Source organism: Streptomyces sp. 17_S59 (assembly GCF_056930295.1).
In genome coordinates, this window is sequence record NZ_JBXOWD010000001.1 from 4179228 (window position 1) to 4193589 (window position 14362).

The 14362-nt window shown below is 70.1% G+C and carries 14 protein-coding genes and 1 tRNA gene; 9 read left to right on the plus strand and 6 right to left on the minus strand.

The annotated features are described in order from the left end of the window. The 3 genes from AC1Z4A_RS18905 to AC1Z4A_RS18915 are packed head-to-tail and all read right to left on the minus strand — an operon-like array spanning position 1 to position 1574. Positions 1-846, minus strand: a complete 846-nt coding sequence (locus AC1Z4A_RS18905; RefSeq protein ID WP_483680341.1) for a DUF5753 domain-containing protein — start codon at positions 844-846, stop codon at positions 1-3. A gap of 7 nt (positions 847-853) precedes the next feature. After that, positions 854-1306, minus strand: a complete 453-nt coding sequence (locus AC1Z4A_RS18910; RefSeq protein ID WP_483683640.1) for a DUF6879 family protein — start codon at positions 1304-1306, stop codon at positions 854-856. A 43-nt stretch (positions 1307-1349) separates the two neighbouring features. Further along, positions 1350-1574, minus strand: a complete 225-nt coding sequence (locus tag AC1Z4A_RS18915; RefSeq protein ID WP_483680342.1) for a hypothetical protein — start codon at positions 1572-1574, stop codon at positions 1350-1352. Between the two features lie 234 nt (positions 1575-1808). Between AC1Z4A_RS18915 and AC1Z4A_RS18920 the strand changes: the two genes are divergently transcribed. The 3 genes from AC1Z4A_RS18920 (at position 1809) to AC1Z4A_RS18930 (ending at position 4087) form a co-directional block, all read left to right on the plus strand. Then, positions 1809-1943, plus strand: a complete 135-nt coding sequence (locus tag AC1Z4A_RS18920) for a hypothetical protein (RefSeq protein WP_483680343.1) — start codon at positions 1809-1811, stop codon at positions 1941-1943. Positions 1944-1957: 14 nt separating this feature from the next. Next, positions 1958-3118 (plus strand): methyltransferase domain-containing protein, encoded by a 1161-nt coding sequence (locus AC1Z4A_RS18925; RefSeq protein WP_483680344.1) that lies wholly within the window; start codon positions 1958-1960, stop codon positions 3116-3118. A 462-nt stretch (positions 3119-3580) separates the two neighbouring features. Beyond that, positions 3581-4087 (plus strand): hypothetical protein, encoded by a 507-nt coding sequence (locus tag AC1Z4A_RS18930; RefSeq protein ID WP_483680345.1) that lies wholly within the window; start codon positions 3581-3583, stop codon positions 4085-4087. Between the two features lie 77 nt (positions 4088-4164). On the opposite strand, the gene AC1Z4A_RS18935 is transcribed toward AC1Z4A_RS18930, so the two are convergent. Further along, positions 4165-5100, minus strand: coding sequence for a hypothetical protein (locus tag AC1Z4A_RS18935; RefSeq protein WP_483680346.1), 936 nt, complete (start codon positions 5098-5100; stop codon positions 4165-4167). 395 nt (positions 5101-5495) lie between these two features. On the opposite strand from AC1Z4A_RS18935, the gene AC1Z4A_RS18940 reads away from it, so the two are divergent. The 4 genes from AC1Z4A_RS18940 to AC1Z4A_RS18955 all read left to right on the plus strand — a co-directional run bounded on the left by AC1Z4A_RS18940 (position 5496) and on the right by AC1Z4A_RS18955 (position 8803). Next, positions 5496-6023 (plus strand): toxin-antitoxin system HicB family antitoxin, encoded by a 528-nt coding sequence (locus AC1Z4A_RS18940; protein WP_483680347.1) that lies wholly within the window; start codon positions 5496-5498, stop codon positions 6021-6023. A gap of 99 nt (positions 6024-6122) precedes the next feature. Then, the gene (locus AC1Z4A_RS18945) at positions 6123-6968 is read left to right on the plus strand and encodes a DUF4097 family beta strand repeat-containing protein (RefSeq protein ID WP_483680348.1); all 846 of its coding nucleotides are present in this window, start codon (positions 6123-6125) and stop codon (positions 6966-6968) included. A gap of 75 nt (positions 6969-7043) precedes the next feature. Then, the gene (locus tag AC1Z4A_RS18950; RefSeq protein WP_483683641.1) at positions 7044-8030 is read left to right on the plus strand and encodes an ATP-binding cassette domain-containing protein; all 987 of its coding nucleotides are present in this window, start codon (positions 7044-7046) and stop codon (positions 8028-8030) included. Beyond that, the gene (locus tag AC1Z4A_RS18955; RefSeq protein ID WP_483680349.1) at positions 8027-8803 is read left to right on the plus strand and encodes an ABC transporter permease; all 777 of its coding nucleotides are present in this window, start codon (positions 8027-8029) and stop codon (positions 8801-8803) included. The genes AC1Z4A_RS18950 and AC1Z4A_RS18955 overlap by 4 nt, the downstream gene beginning before the upstream one ends. Before the next feature lie 79 nt (positions 8804-8882). On the opposite strand, the gene AC1Z4A_RS18960 is transcribed toward AC1Z4A_RS18955, so the two are convergent. Beyond that, a tRNA-Lys gene (locus tag AC1Z4A_RS18960) sits at positions 8883-8956 on the minus strand. A 101-nt stretch (positions 8957-9057) separates the two neighbouring features. Between AC1Z4A_RS18960 and AC1Z4A_RS18965 the strand changes: the two genes are divergently transcribed. After that, the gene (locus tag AC1Z4A_RS18965) at positions 9058-10104 is read left to right on the plus strand and encodes a hypothetical protein (protein ID WP_483680350.1); all 1047 of its coding nucleotides are present in this window, start codon (positions 9058-9060) and stop codon (positions 10102-10104) included. Positions 10105-10119: 15 nt separating this feature from the next. Here AC1Z4A_RS18965 and serC read toward each other — a convergent pair whose 3' ends face one another. Next, positions 10120-11238, minus strand: coding sequence for a phosphoserine transaminase (serC, locus tag AC1Z4A_RS18970; protein ID WP_483680352.1), 1119 nt, complete (start codon positions 11236-11238; stop codon positions 10120-10122). A gap of 100 nt (positions 11239-11338) precedes the next feature. Here serC and AC1Z4A_RS18975 point away from each other — a divergent pair, with 100 nt between their 5' ends. Further along, a complete protein-coding gene (locus AC1Z4A_RS18975; protein ID WP_483680353.1) occupies positions 11339-14338 on the plus strand; it encodes an FAD-binding and (Fe-S)-binding domain-containing protein in 3000 nt (999 codons plus the stop codon). Positions 14339-14362 lie beyond the last annotated feature (24 nt).

The following is a 14362-nucleotide window of genomic DNA, read 5'->3' on the forward strand; positions in this document are numbered from 1 at the left end:
TCAGTCGAGAGCGTCGATGGCTGCTGTGATCCGGGATCTCGCAGCCGATCCGTACACAGCGATGGCGGCCAGCGCATTGAACGTCGTGGTGTAATCACGGATCTCGCGCGGCTGGGTGACAGTCAGGTGCGCGGAGACCAGCTCGACGTTCACCTGAGTGTCGTCGTACATGGTGAACGACTCGACGGGCCAACCGGAGCCGCGTGGGGTGCCCATGGGGATGATCCCCAGGCTTACGGACGGCAAGGAAGCCACCGAGATCAAGTGCCCCAGCTGGCCGGCCATGACGTCCGTGTCCCCGATCACGGTGCGCAACACCCACTCCTCCACGAGCGCAGCGAAGCAGTGATCACCTGATCTCAGGATGCGTTGCCGTTCCATGCGGACCGCCACTGCCTCGGCAACATCATCAGCGCTCTGCCGGAGGCTTACGACGGTGTTCAGCACGGCTGTGGTGTACGCCGGGGTCTGGAACAACCCGGGGACCACCCACGACTGGTACATGCGAAAGCGGCGGGTGCGCTCGAACAGCGGCAGCACGGCCTCTTGTACGCGCTTCAGCCCGGCCTGTTCCACACGCCGCCATTCCACGTACATGCCGTCGATGTTGTGGGCGGTGGCGATGAGATCCGCTGTCTGATCTTGTGCACCGCAGTGCAGCGTCCAAACCCTGATGTCGGCATCAGAGGGCGTGGTGCGGCCGTGTTCGAGGCGCGAGCACTTCGACTCGTGCCATCCCGCCAGCGCGGCCAGCGCCCGAGCGGTCAAACCGGAGTCCTTCCGGATCTCGCGCAGGCGCTGACCCAGGGCTTGCTGGGCTTGCTGAACGCTGGACGACGAGGGCATGCGGCGATCAGGAGGGCCGGTACTCCTCGTGGGGCACTGCTCGTTCCCACACGGCTTCGAAAGCCGATGCGCAGAGTTTGGCCACTGCTGGTTCCGTGACGACCTCGTCGTCGATGAACTGGCCGTCCCCGCCGAAGTGATGGACCATCACCGTGGTGCCGTCGAGCAGCCAGAAGTCATTGCCGGGAAGAGCGAGTTCGGTGGCGCGGCGGCGGGGGAGCCAGCGGACCTGTTCACCCGCTGCGACGTTGCGGAACGTCACGTCGTATTCGAACTGTACGTAGTCGGAAACCGGTTCGCTGACGACGCGCGCTCGGCGCACCTCCACGCCACGGTTCGTGATCTGGTGCATGAGGCTCAGCCAAGGGTTCCACCACGAGTCCTGGTCGGACTGATCTGCCCGGTGCCCCTTCTGCCACGCTACGAACATCGGGTCGTCGCGCATGTAGCCGTCGCGCATCTCCAGGTGGAGGGCGGACCGTTCACACTGGCCCAGAAGTTCCTCAAGCGTCGGTGCTGCCACCGCTCACCTCCGGGAAGAACTGCATCATCCGTCGGGGGAACTCGATCACGGTTTCGTGGTCGGGGATGTCCATCTGCGACAACCGTTCTGTGTCCAGGACCCGCCACCCTTGGAGCACATAGTTGTCCGTCTGGTCGTCGTAGTACACAGTGGGCGACTTCCCGTCGGAGCTTTCGGGGTCCTTGCCCAGCTTGTGCAGCGCCATGTCGTGTCTCCTGTCGTGGAGTGACGTTCGCATGGACGAGCATGCGTTCCCTGCGTGAGCGGTTCCAGCAACTTGCACGAACTTCTATGCCCGGCTCTGTGGCTTGGCACTCCGACCAGGTTGCGGAGCAAATGCGCGCAAGTGCGGATCGCCGCTGGGGTTCGCTTCGCGATGCTGAAGGCCGACCACATCAGCGGTCATCCTTTGCCAGCCACACGACGATGGAGGCATCCAATGTCCAAGCACAGCAAGGACGACAACGGCGACGGCAACGACAAGGACATGCTCCCCGGCCAGCCGTGGCAGCCGACCGACGAACCGACCACGGACGGCTCTTCGCCCCAGGGCGACGGGCAGCACCGCAAGTGACGGCCGCCCCGGGCATGACCATGGACGGCCTGCGTCGGCTCCTCGCGGAGGATGGTCCGTTGGCCGACGAGTGGTTGCCGGCCTTCGACGCCGTACCCCGAACCGCCTTCCTCCCCGACCTCGTGTGGCAGCACGACATCGACACCGGAAGCGTGCTCGCCGTCGATCGCCGCGCCGACCCGGAAGGCTGGCAAGCAGCCGCCGACACGGACATGCCGCTCGTCACGCAGTGGGACGACGGGCGGCATCAAGGGCCCGAGCGCGGAAAGACGGCGACGATCTCCTCCTCCAAGCCGTCGCTGGTGTTCGCCATGCTCGACGACCTCGGGGTGGAGCCCGGGCACCGGATCCTCGAGGTCGGCACCGGGACCGGGTGGAACGCCGGGCTGCTCGCCCATCGCCTGGGCGCGGGCCATGTCGTGACCATGGACATCGACGAGGGCGCGGTGCGGGCGGCGCGCGAGCGCCTTGCGCGGCGGGGGCTGTCGGCCGAGGTCGTGCACGGGGATGGCTATGCCGGTCATCCCTCTGGAGCGCCGTACGACCGGCTCATTGCAACGTGCGGGCTGCGCACCCTGCCATTCGCGTGGGTGGAGCAGACACGACCGGGTGGCGTCATCGTGGCGCCATGGGGGAGCCACTTCTCGTCTACCGAGGCCACCGCCCGGCTGGTGGTCGCCGACGACGGGCGCAGTGCCCACGGCCCCTTCACGCAGCCGGTGACCTTCATGCGCCTGCGCGCCCAGCGTCTTGCCCCAGCCGAATACGGCGTCTACGTCACCGCGGAGAGCAGAGACGCGGCCCGCACGTCGTCCACGTCTCTCACCCGCGAGGAGGTGTTGGCGGGAACGTACGACGTAAACCGCTTCGTGCTCGGCCTGCGGGTGCCCGACTGCGTACACCTGGTCGACCGCGAACGCGACGGCAAGCGGCCGGTATGGCTTTACAGCCTGTCGGACCGATCCTGGGCATGCGTCGTCTACCAGGACGACAAGGCCGAGTTCACGGTCTACCAATCGGGCCCACGCAGCCTGTGGGGCGAGGTCGAAGCCGCGTACCAGTGGTGGGAAGGCTATGACCGGCCCGGCTTCGCACGGTTGGGACTAACCCTCGATCATGCCGGTCAGCGGGCTTGGCTGGACGAGCCCGGAAACCCGATCAGCCTGGCGAAGTAGCAGATCAAACGAGAACAAACCATGCGGGAGCGAATCCGGCCAATTACTGGAATACAAAAGACTCCCCTGGCCCAAGAAGGGCGATCTGCATACGCTCAGCCTTCTGGAAGAGTGTGCCCATGACCGCCGTATCCCTCAAGGGGGAACCTTGCAGACGAGACGCAATGCGCTGCGGGTTGCTCGGACAGCCATCGCTTCCTTGTCCCTGGCGCTCAGCGGATCATTCGCATACGGAGCCCCGGAGCCTCCCCAGCCACCCCCGGAGAAGCCGCAGCTCAATGCTGGTTCGCCGGAAAGCAGCGACATCGTCACCTGTCAATTGATCGCCCAGAAACCCAACTACAGTGGCGGCGTCGTCACCGGGGTGGGGGGAATCAACAACTGCGTCCCTGAAGTGCATCTGATGCACCGCTACGGCCGGGGAACTGCCCGAAACGGGTGGCTCCCCGGCACAATGTGGGCATGACGGATGACGAAGCAAGTATCGACGTCTGGAACTTATGCGGCTCGCTGGCCGAACTCGTCCTCGCGCCGGGACTTCGGTCCCCACGCGGAGAACAAGAGCAGTGCGACCGATTCCGTACCTGGAAAATCGATGCCGCGACAGGTCGGGAACTGGTGCGGACCATAGTGTCCCTCGCTCTGCATGTGGCAATCAGGGATCACATCGCAGTCCAGCCGCGTGAAGCGTCCGATGTCGCGGATGACCTGGCCATCAGGCAGTTGGCCGATGGGCTCAATTCACGTCCCCGCCACGAACTCTTCGCCGCCGTACCGCTGTCGCTTCTGGGAGAGCAGGACCGGACCCGTGTGGACGCCCTCCGCCTGATGGCCTACAGCGCTCCCTCGCTCGCCACCATCTCGCTCGAGCGCCTCGTGCAAGAGGCTCGCACAACTCTGCTCAGCGCCGCAGATGCGCTGCCGTCCCGTGAGCCGACGCTCGGCACGCTGCGGGCCCGCCGTTCGTAGGGCTCACCAGATACGCGACGGCGGCGCAGCGCCCACAAGCCCCTGTACCGTGCGGCGGCAAACCGCCTCGCGATCGCTCAGCCCCGCCCGTCGAACGCCGGCCCCAGCAGCACCTGAGCCCACCGGGCCGGCCTCACGCCGGGGCCGCTGACGCAGAACCACAGGGTGCAGGTGCCGTCCGGGCCCTGGAGGGCGGTGAACTCGCCGGCGCGGCCGTTCTTGGGGAGTTTCGGGCCGTGGTTCCGCTCGTTGACGAGGACCGCCTCGGGGGTGGTCGGCGTCGACGGGCCGAGAGGGGTGGTCGGGCGGGGGAGGAGCCATAGCTGTGCTCCCTTTGCCGACTCGAAGACGCCGCCGTTGTCGGTCCCCGGGCAGAAGCCCCAGACGCCGGGAGAGCCTTCCCCGCGGACGCCGATGGCCTCTGTGCTCTCCCCGCGGACGCCGGAGGCCAGGGTGCTCTTCCCCTCGACCCCGAAGTTGTTCTCGCTCTCTCCACGGACGCCACCGTCGTCGCCCTTTCCGCGGACTCCGACGCCCGTGGCCCGCCCGATCACGGCCGACGGATCCTCCGCTTCCCATGCGGTGTCCCGGACCGCGTCCTGTGAGTAGCCGAGCACGCCGGCCGAGCCGCGTCCGAAGACGCCGGGCGAGGCGGTGCTGCCCGCGCCCAGAACACCCGCCTGCACCTGCTGTTCCTGCGGCTTGTCGCGAGTCGCGCCGTGGACGTAGCCGACCACGCCGTTCGCTCCGGTCGCGACGAGGCCGTTGCCGGGCGGGAGGGTGCCGACGGCTCCGCCGGTGGGGAGGGCGACGGTGCCCGTCGCATGGATGGCGTCGACACCATCCGGCACGTCACGCAGGACCTTGTCGTTCTCGATCGCCACCCGCAGGACGTAGTCCTCGCCGTAGCCGCCGTCGTCCCCGCCCTTGGCGACCAGGATCGTCCGCTCCTGGCTCTCGTTGGTCCTGCCCACGACCATGTCGTCGCCGGCGTTGTCGGCTCCCGCGCCCATGGGGTACCTCCCTGAGATGGCAGTTGCATGACCCATCGGACTCAGGCCGTCAAAGCCCATTGCGCAGACGGGACTTGCCGTAGCCGACAGGGTGACACAGGCACGGGCGGCAGGAGGGTGACTTCACACATCGCTGAAGCAGCGGCGGGGCTTCGAACGCCGACGCATGGCGTCACGCGGCGTCACGTGACGCCACGTGGCGCGATCTGGCGTTATGCGGTGCCACCCGGCGCCATTTCATATCCCTGGGGGCGAATGAGTGCCCATGGTGCCACTCTGACTCAGGGGCGCTTCTTTTGCGTTTTCGCAGGTCACAGGCGCCGTCTGCGCCCTCCGCCCCCATGAGGTGTCACCCGGCCTTGCGTGTGGCGCCAACGTGGTGCCATGATGGCGTCATGGACCTCACCCCGTATGTCGACACTCTCCGCCGCGAACTCGCGGTGGCCGCCGAAGCCGGCGGGGACGATGCCCGTGAGCTGGCCGAGAGACTCACCGCTCCCCTGGAGTCGGCGACCCGGCTGACCATGCTCAACGTGCTCTCCGCCGCGATGGACGAGATCACCCGCGAACTCGCCCCCGGCTCGGTCGACGTACGGCTGCGCGGGCTGGACCCCGACTTCGTGGTGACACTGCCGCCCGCCGACAGCGCCGCCCCCACGGAGCCGGCCGCGCCCGCCGCACCACTCGCGGCCCCGGTTCCCGCCGAGGGCGACGAGGGCGGCACCGCCCGCGTCAACCTGCGTCTGCCGGCCCACCTCAAGGCCCGCGCCGAGGAGGCCGCGAGCCACGCGGGCCTGTCGGTCAACGCGTGGCTGGTACGGGCCGTGTCGGCCGCGGTCGACGGCGGCACGCAGCCGCGGCCGACGCGGTCCGCCGAGAAGACCCGGACCGTCGGACAGAGCATCACGGGCTGGGTGCGCTAGCCGCGCCCCCGCCCGCACCACTGCACCCGCACCACCACTTCACCCACACCACGTCCCACCAGGGGGGACGTCCTGAAGACCCAAGAGGACGGGACAGCCATGCCTTCTTTCGACACTCCCGAACCGATCTCGGTCACCGCGCACGTGGAGGCCGGTTCCATCCAGTTCGTCGCGAGCGACCGCCTCGACGCCCTCGTCGACGTGCAGCCCCGCGACCCGAAGAAGGATCTTGACGTGCGGGCGGCCGACCAGACCGAGGTCACGTACGTGAACGGCGTCCTGACCGTCAGGACGCCCAAGGCGCGCTACCTCGTCGGGCGCACCGGCGTCGTCGATGTGACGGTCGAACTGCCCACGGGCTCGCGCATCGACATGACCGGCGCCTGGGCCCAGGTGCTCGGCGAGGGCCGGCTCGGCGAGGTCCGTGTGAAGACCTCGTCCGGCGACGTCCGCCTCGACGCGACCGGCCCGCTGGACCTCAAGGCGTCGCACGGTTCGATCACCGTGGACCGCATCGAGGGCATGGCCGAGATCACCACCAGCACCGGCAGCCTGCGCGTCGGCCTCGTCGACGGCCCCGCCGTCCTGAAGAACTCGCACGGCACCACGACCGTCGACGCCGCGACCGGTGAGCTGCGGGTGAGCAACGCCAACGGCGACATCGAGATCCGGCGCGCCGAGGCCTCGGTCACCGCCACCACCGCCCACGGCACCGTGCGCGTGGGCGAAGTGGCCCGCGGAACCGTCACGTTGGAGACCTCTTACGGCGCCATCGACATCGGCATTCGCGAGGGCACGGCCGCCTGGCTCGACGCCGGCTCGGGCTCCGGTCAGGTGCGCAATGCGCTCACCGCCTCCGAGGCCCCGGAGAAGACCGAGGACATCGTCGAGGTCCGCGCCCGCACCCGGTACGGGAACATCGACATCCGCCGCGCCAAGGCCTGAGCGCCGCATCCTCAACCCGCCTCGTCCCGCATCCACTTCAGCCTTCGAACGGAGGGCTCCATGCCTTCGTCTGTCATGTCCACGTCCAGGTGGAATGGCGGTCCGCAGTCGCCCACCGCCATTTCCGCCATCGGTCTGCGCAAGTCGTACGGCGACAAGACCGTGCTCGACGGCATCGATCTGCACATCCCGGCCGGGTCGGTGTTCGCGCTGCTCGGCCCGAACGGCGCCGGCAAGACCACCACCGTGCAGATCCTGTCCACCCTCATCACCGCCGACGGCGGGCAGGCCCAGGTCGCGGGCCACGACCTCACCGCCGACCCGCAGGCCGTGCGTGCAGCGATCGGTGTCACCGGGCAGTTCTCCGCCGTCGACGGTCTGATCACCGGGGAGGAGAACATGCTCCTCATGGCGGACCTGCACCACCTGTCCAAGCGCGAGGGACGGCGGGTCACCGCCGAACTCCTCGAGCGCTTCGACCTGGTGGAGGCCGCGAAGAAGCCCGCCTCCACCTACTCCGGCGGTATGAAGCGCCGCCTGGACATCGCCATGACCCTCGTCGGCAACCCGCGGATCATCTTCCTCGACGAGCCGACCACCGGCCTCGACCCCCGCTCCCGCCACAACATGTGGCAGATCATCCGCGAACTCGTCTCCGGCGGCGTCACCGTCTTCCTCACCACCCAGTACCTGGAGGAAGCCGACGAACTCGCCGACCGCATCGCGGTGCTCAACGGCGGCAAGATCGCGGCCGAAGGGACCGCCGAGGAGCTGAAGCGGCTCATCCCCGGCGGACACATCCGGCTCCGCTTCACCGACCCGGCCGCGTACCGGTCCGCCGCCTCAGCGCTGCACGAGGTGACCCGGGACGACGAATCCCTCGCCCTGCAGATCCCCAGCGACGGCACCCAGCGCGAACTGCGCGCCATCCTCGACCGGCTGGACTCCGTCGGCATCGAGGCCGACGAACTCACCGTCCATACCCCCGACCTCGACGACGTGTTCTTCGCCCTGACCGGCAGCGCCGACATCCCCAACCAGTCCAAGGAGACCGTCCGATGAGCTCCCTCACCCTCGCCGTGCGCGACTCCTCCATCATGCTGCGCCGCAACCTCCTGCACGCCCGGCGCTACCCCTCCCTCACCCTGAACCTCCTGCTCACCCCGGTCATGCTGCTGTTGCTGTTCGTCTACATCTTCGGCAACGCGATGAGCGGCGGCGCGGGCCGCTCGGCCTACGTCACCTACCTCCTGCCCGGCATCCTGCTGATGACCATCGGCTCCACCGTGATCGGCACCGCGGTGTCCGTCTCCACCGACATGAGCGAGGGCATCATCGCCCGCTTCCGCACCATGGCCATCCACCGCGGCTCCATCCTCATCGGACACGTCATCGGCAGCGTCCTGCAGTCGGTCATGAGCGTGGTCCTCGTCGGCGCCGTCGGCGTGGCCATCGGCTTCCGCTCCACCGGTGCCGGCGTCCTGGAATGGCTCGCGGCGTTCGGGCTGATCGCCCTGTTCGCCCTGGCGCTCACCTGGATCGCGGTCGGCATGGGCCTGGTCAGCCCGAACGCCGAGGCCGCCAGCAACAACGCCATGCCGCTGATCCTCCTGCCGATGCTCTCCAGCGCCTTCGTCCCGCTGCACTCCATGCCCGGCTGGTTCCAGCCCATCGCCCAGTACCAGCCCTTCACCCCCGCCATCGAGACCCTGCGCGGACTCCTCCTCGGCACCGAGATCGGCAACAACTGGTGGATCACCATCGCCTGGTGCCTCGGCCTCACCGCACTCGGCTACCGCTGGTCGAAGGCACAGTTCAACCGCGACCCGAAGTAGGCGCCAGGTCATCGCCGCGCACACGGCGAGCAGGCATACGACGAAGGCCCTCACCACGGTGAGGGCCTTCGTCTACGGGTGCGCCGCCAGGGACTCGAACCCCGGACCCGCTGATTAAGAGTCAGCTGCTCTAACCAACTGAGCTAGCGGCGCGCGCTGCCCATATTACCTGGTCGGAGACGTGCCACTGCACACCGTGCGTGCTGCGCCGGACCGCGCCCGCCCTGGGGGCGGCCGAATGGCAGTCTTGTCCCATGCGCCCGTTCCTCCCCGCCCTCGGGATCGCCGCCGCCCTGGCCGTGCTGCCCCTCGCCGCGCCCGCCGCCGCCGACAGCCGCAGCAGCAGCGCCGGCAGCGGCACCCCCTCGGCCTTCACCATCGAAGACTCCCGCATCAAGGAGTCCAGCGGCCTCGCCGCCAGCCGGGCCCACCCCGGCATCTACTGGACGCACAACGACAGTGGCGACGGGCCGTACGCCTTCGCCGTCGACAGCCGCACCGGGCAGACGGTCGCCAGGGTGATCCTCGACGGGATCGACGCGCGCGACGTCGAGGCGATCTCGATCGGGCCCGACGGGAACATCTACCTCGGGGACACCGGGGACAACCTCGGCGGCACCTGGCCCGAGGTGTGGATCTACCGCTTCCCCGAGCCGAAGGAACTGAAGGGCGACATCCACGTCACCCCCGTCCGCTACACCGTCCGCTACGAGGACGGGCCGCGCGACGCCGAGTCGCTGATGGTCCACCCCAGGACGGGGCGCGTCTACATCGTCAGCAAGAAGCAGTCCGGGAAGGGCGCGCTCTACGAGGCGCCGGAGAAACTCTCCGCGTCCGGGATCAACACCTTCCGGCGCGTCGCCGACATCAACGTATGGGCCACGGACGGGGCCTTCTCCCCGGACGGCACGCGGCTGGTCGTCCGCGGCTACTTCGAGGCCCGCGAGTACCTGTGGCAGGACGGCCGGCCGGTGAAGGAGGTCGGCCGGCCGACCGTGCCGCTCCAGCGGCAGGGCGAGTCGGTCGCCTTCACGCCCGACGGGCGCACGCTCATGTACGGCTCCGAGGGCGCCCGCAGCCGCGTCACGCCCATCTCCCTGAGCGGTGATCTGCTGCCGGACAGCGCACCCAGGGAGAACAAGGGGGACGAGGGCGGCAAGGGGGAGAAGGCAGCGAAACACCCCTCGGCCGAGAAGAAGGGGAACGGCGGGCTCAATCCCGCGGTAGGGGCGGGCATCGCCGCCGTCTTCATCGTGCTGGGCATCGGCGTGGCCCGCTGGTTCCGGCGGGCCCGCCGATAGTGCCGAGCCGTCCGGTTACAAGCGTTCGATGATGTAGTCGATGCAGGTGGTGAGGGCTTCGATGTCGGTGGGGTCGATGGCGGGGAACATCGCGATGCGGAGCTGGTTGCGGCCGAGCTTGCGGTAGGGCTCGGTGTCGACGATGCCGTTGGCGCGCAGGACCTTGGCCACCGCCGCTGCGTCCACGTCATCGGTGAAGTCGATGGTGCCGATGACGGCCGAGCGCTGGGCCGGATCGGCCACGAACGGGGCGGCGTACTTCGACGCCTCCGCCCAGCCGTAGAGCGTCCGCGCCGAGGTGGCGGTGCGGCGGACGGCCCAGTCCAGGCCGCCCTGGTCGTTGATCCACTTCAGCTGCTGGTCGAGGAGGAAGAGGGTGGCCAGAGCGGGGGTGTTGTAGGTCTGGTTCTTCAGCGAGTTGTCGATCGCGGTCGGCAGGGAGAAGAACTCGGGGATGTGGCGGCCGCTCGCGTGAATGCGCGCGGCGCGCTCCAGCGCTGCGGGGGAGAAGAGGGCGAGCCACAGGCCCCCGTCGGCGGCGAAGGACTTCTGCGGGGCGAAGTAGTAGACGTCGCTCTCGGCGACGTCGACGGGCAGGCCGCCCGCGCCGGAGGTGGCATCGACCAGGACGAGTGCGCCGTCGTCGGCACCCGGTACGCGCTTCACGGGTGCGGCGACGCCGGTGGAGGTCTCGTTGTGGGTGAGGGCGTAGACGTCCACGCCTTCCTCGGCCTTCGGCTCGGGGTGGGTGCCGGGCTCGGAGGAGATGACGGTGGGCTCGGCCAGCCACGGCGCCAGCTTCGCGGCCTTGGCGAACTTCGAGGAGAACTCGCCGAAGGTGAGGTGCTGGGACCTGTTCTCGATCAGGCCGTGGGTGGCGATGTCCCAGAAGGCGGTGGAGCCGCCGTTGCCGAGGATGACCTCGTAGCCGTCGGGGAGGGAGAACAGCTGCCGGATGCCGTCGCGGACACTGCCGACGAGGTTCTTGACCGGCGGCTGGCGGTGGGAGGTGCCCAGCAGGGAGCTTCCGGTGGCGGCCAGGGCGTCGAGGGCGGCCGTGCGCACCTTGGACGGACCCGCACCGAAACGACCGTCGGCGGGCTTGATGTCAGCGGGGATCTGGATGTCAGCCACGGGCGCAGCCTAATCCGTGATCCCGCCCGTCGGGTCGTTCGGTCCACCCGATGAGACGATTCTGCCGGTTGCCGGGCGTCTCCCCGGGCATGGTGATCACATGGTCGATCACACGGCTGTTCACCCGGCTGATCACGGCGGTCTCCGGGCCGCGCTCCGCGCATCCGTGCGCGGCGACGTCGACTTCACCTCCTCCGCCCGCGCCCTGACCACCATGGACGCCTCGAACTACCGGCGCGTGCCGCTCGGCGTCGTCGCTCCCCGCGATGCCGACGACGTCGCCGCCGCGCTCGCCGTGTGCCGGGAGCACGGCGTTCCGGTGGTGCCGAGGGGCGGCGGGACGTCGATCGCCGGGCAGGCGACCGGCGAGGGCGTCGTGCTGGACTTCACACGGCACTTGAACACCGTCGTCCGCATCGACCCCGAGGCGCGCACCGCCGTCGTCCAGCCCGGGCTCGTCCTCGACGAACTGCGGGCGGCCGCTGCGCCGCACGGGCTGACCTTCGGGCCGGACCCGTCGACGCACGGGCGCTGCACCCTGGGCGGGATGATCGGCAACAACGCGTGCGGGGCGCACTCGGTGGCCTGGGGGACCACGGCCGACAACGTCGTCGGGCTGGACGTGCTGACGTACGGCGGCGAGCGCGCCCGGTTCGGCGCGGGACTCGAGGGGTTTGACGGAGCCGAAGGACTCGACGGGCTCGGCGGACTTCCGGCTCGCCTCTCCGACGGCGTACGGGCCCTCGTGGACGGCAACTTGGCCCTCCTGCGCACCGGCTTCCCCGTTCTCCCCCGCCGCATCTCCGGTTACGCCCTCGACGCCCTGCTGCCCGAGCGCGGCACCGACCTCGCGCGCGCCTTCACCGGCACCGAGGGCACCCTGGGGGTGCTCACCGAGGCGACCGTCCGGCTCGTGCCCCTGCCCGGCGCCCGGGCGCTGGTGGTGCTCGGGTACCCGGACGAGGGCGCCGCCGCCGACGCCGTGCCGCGGCTGCTCCCGTACGGGCCGCTGACCGTCGAGGGCATGGCCGCCGACCTGGTCGGGGACGCCGCCGGGCTGCCGAAGGGCGCGGCCTGGCTCTACGTCGAGGCCGGCGGCGCCACCCCCGCCGAGGCCGCGGCCCGGGCGGAGGAGATCCGCCGCGCGGCCGCCGCCGACGGCGCGAGCGGGCACGCGGTGCTGGCCGACCCGGTCGCCCAGCGCGCCCTCTGGCGGGTCCGGGAGGACGCGGCCGGCACCGCGACCCGGCTGCCCGACGGCGGGGAGGCCTGGCCGGGCTGGGAGGACTGCGCGGTTCCGCCGGAGCGTCTCGGGGCCTACCTGCGGGAATTCCGGGCGCTGCTGGGCCGCTACGGGCTGCGTGGCGCGCCGTTCGGGCACTTCGGCGAGGGCTGTGTGCACGTACGGCTGGACGTCGACCTGCTGACGGCGGACGGTGTGCGCCGCTACCGCGAGTTCTCCGGCGACATGGCCGACCTGGTCGTCGCGCACGGCGGATCGCTCTCGGGCGAGCACGGGGACGGCCAGGCGCGGGCGGAACTGCTGCCCCGGATGTACGGAACAGAGGTCGTACGCCTCTTCGAGCGCTTCAAGGACCTCTGGGACCCTGCGGGCGGGCTCAACCCGGGCATGGTCGTCCGCCCGTACCGGCTCGACCGGAACCTGCGCTTCGACGTCCTGCCGAGAGAGCCGGTGGACGTCGAATTCACCTATCCGGGTGACCACGGTGACTTCGGCACGGCGGTACGGCGCTGCGTGGGGGTGGCCAAGTGCCGCGAGACGGCGATCGGTTCGGGCGGCGTCATGTGCCCCTCGTACCGGGTGACCAGGGAGGAGCGGCACTCCACGCGCGGGCGGGCCCGGCTGCTGCACGAGATGCTGGCGGGCGAGGTCGTCACGGACGGGTGGCGCTCCGCGGAGGTGCGGGAGGCGCTGGACCTGTGCCTCGCGTGCAAGGGGTGCCGCAGCGACTGCCCGGTGGGGGTGGACATGGCCACCTACAAGGCGGAGTTCCTGCACCACCACTACGCGGGGCGGGTGCGCCCGGCGGCCCACTACACGATGGGGTGGCTGCCGGTGTGGCTGCGGGGGGTGGCGGCGGTGCGGGGCGCGGCCGCGGTGGTGAACGCGGCTGGGCGGCGGCCGCTGCTCGCCGCCGTGGCGAAGCGGATCGGGGGCATCGCCCCGGAGCGGGATATTCCGGAGCTGGCAGGGGAGCCGTTCACGCGCTGGTGGCGCGAGCGGGCCGCGGCCGGGGCTGTGCCGCGGAGCGGCCGCCCCGACGGCGTGGCCCCCGTCGGCAACCGCGCCGGTTCCGGGAGACGGGCGGGCGGGTGGGGGAAAACCCGCGCCGAAGGCGCGACGCACGTCGTCCTGTGGCCGGACACGTTCACCAATTACCTGACCCCGGGCGTGGGCCGGGCCGCAGTGACCGTCCTGGAGGATGCCGGGTTCCACGTATCCGTACCGTCAGAGCGGCAGCGGCCGTGCTGCGGCCTCACCTGGATCTCCACCGGCCAGCTCACCCGCGCCCGTGCCGTCGCCCGCCGCACCCTGGACGTCATGGCCCCCGCCCTCGCCGCCGGCCTTCCCGTCGTCGTCCTCGAACCGAGCTGTGCCGCCGCCCTCCGCAGCGATCTCCCGGAGCTGCTTCCGGACGATCCGCGCGCCGCCCGGCTCGCCTCGGCCGTACGGACCTTCGCGCAGGTCCTGGAGGAGCGCGCCCCCGGCTGGGTGCCGCCGCGCCTCGACCGGCCGGTCGTCGGGCAGACCCACTGCCACCAGCACGCGGTGCTCGGCGACGCGGCCGAGCGGCGGCTGCGCGAACGCATGGGGATGGACGGTGAGTTGAGCGGCGGATGCTGCGGCCTCGCCGGGAACTTCGGCTTCGAGCGCGGGCACCACGACGTCTCCGCCGCCTGCGCCGAGGAGCAGCTGCTGCCTTCCCTGAGGCGGGCGCCGGACGGGGCTGCGGTGCTGGCGGACGGCTTTTCCTGCCGTACACAGATCGGCCAACTCGCGGGTGTACAGGGGAAACACCTGGCCGAAATCGTCGCGGATGCCCTTTCGGACACCCCCCGGCCCTCCGGCCGAAAATGATGCAAGCACGGTTGCTTGTTTTCC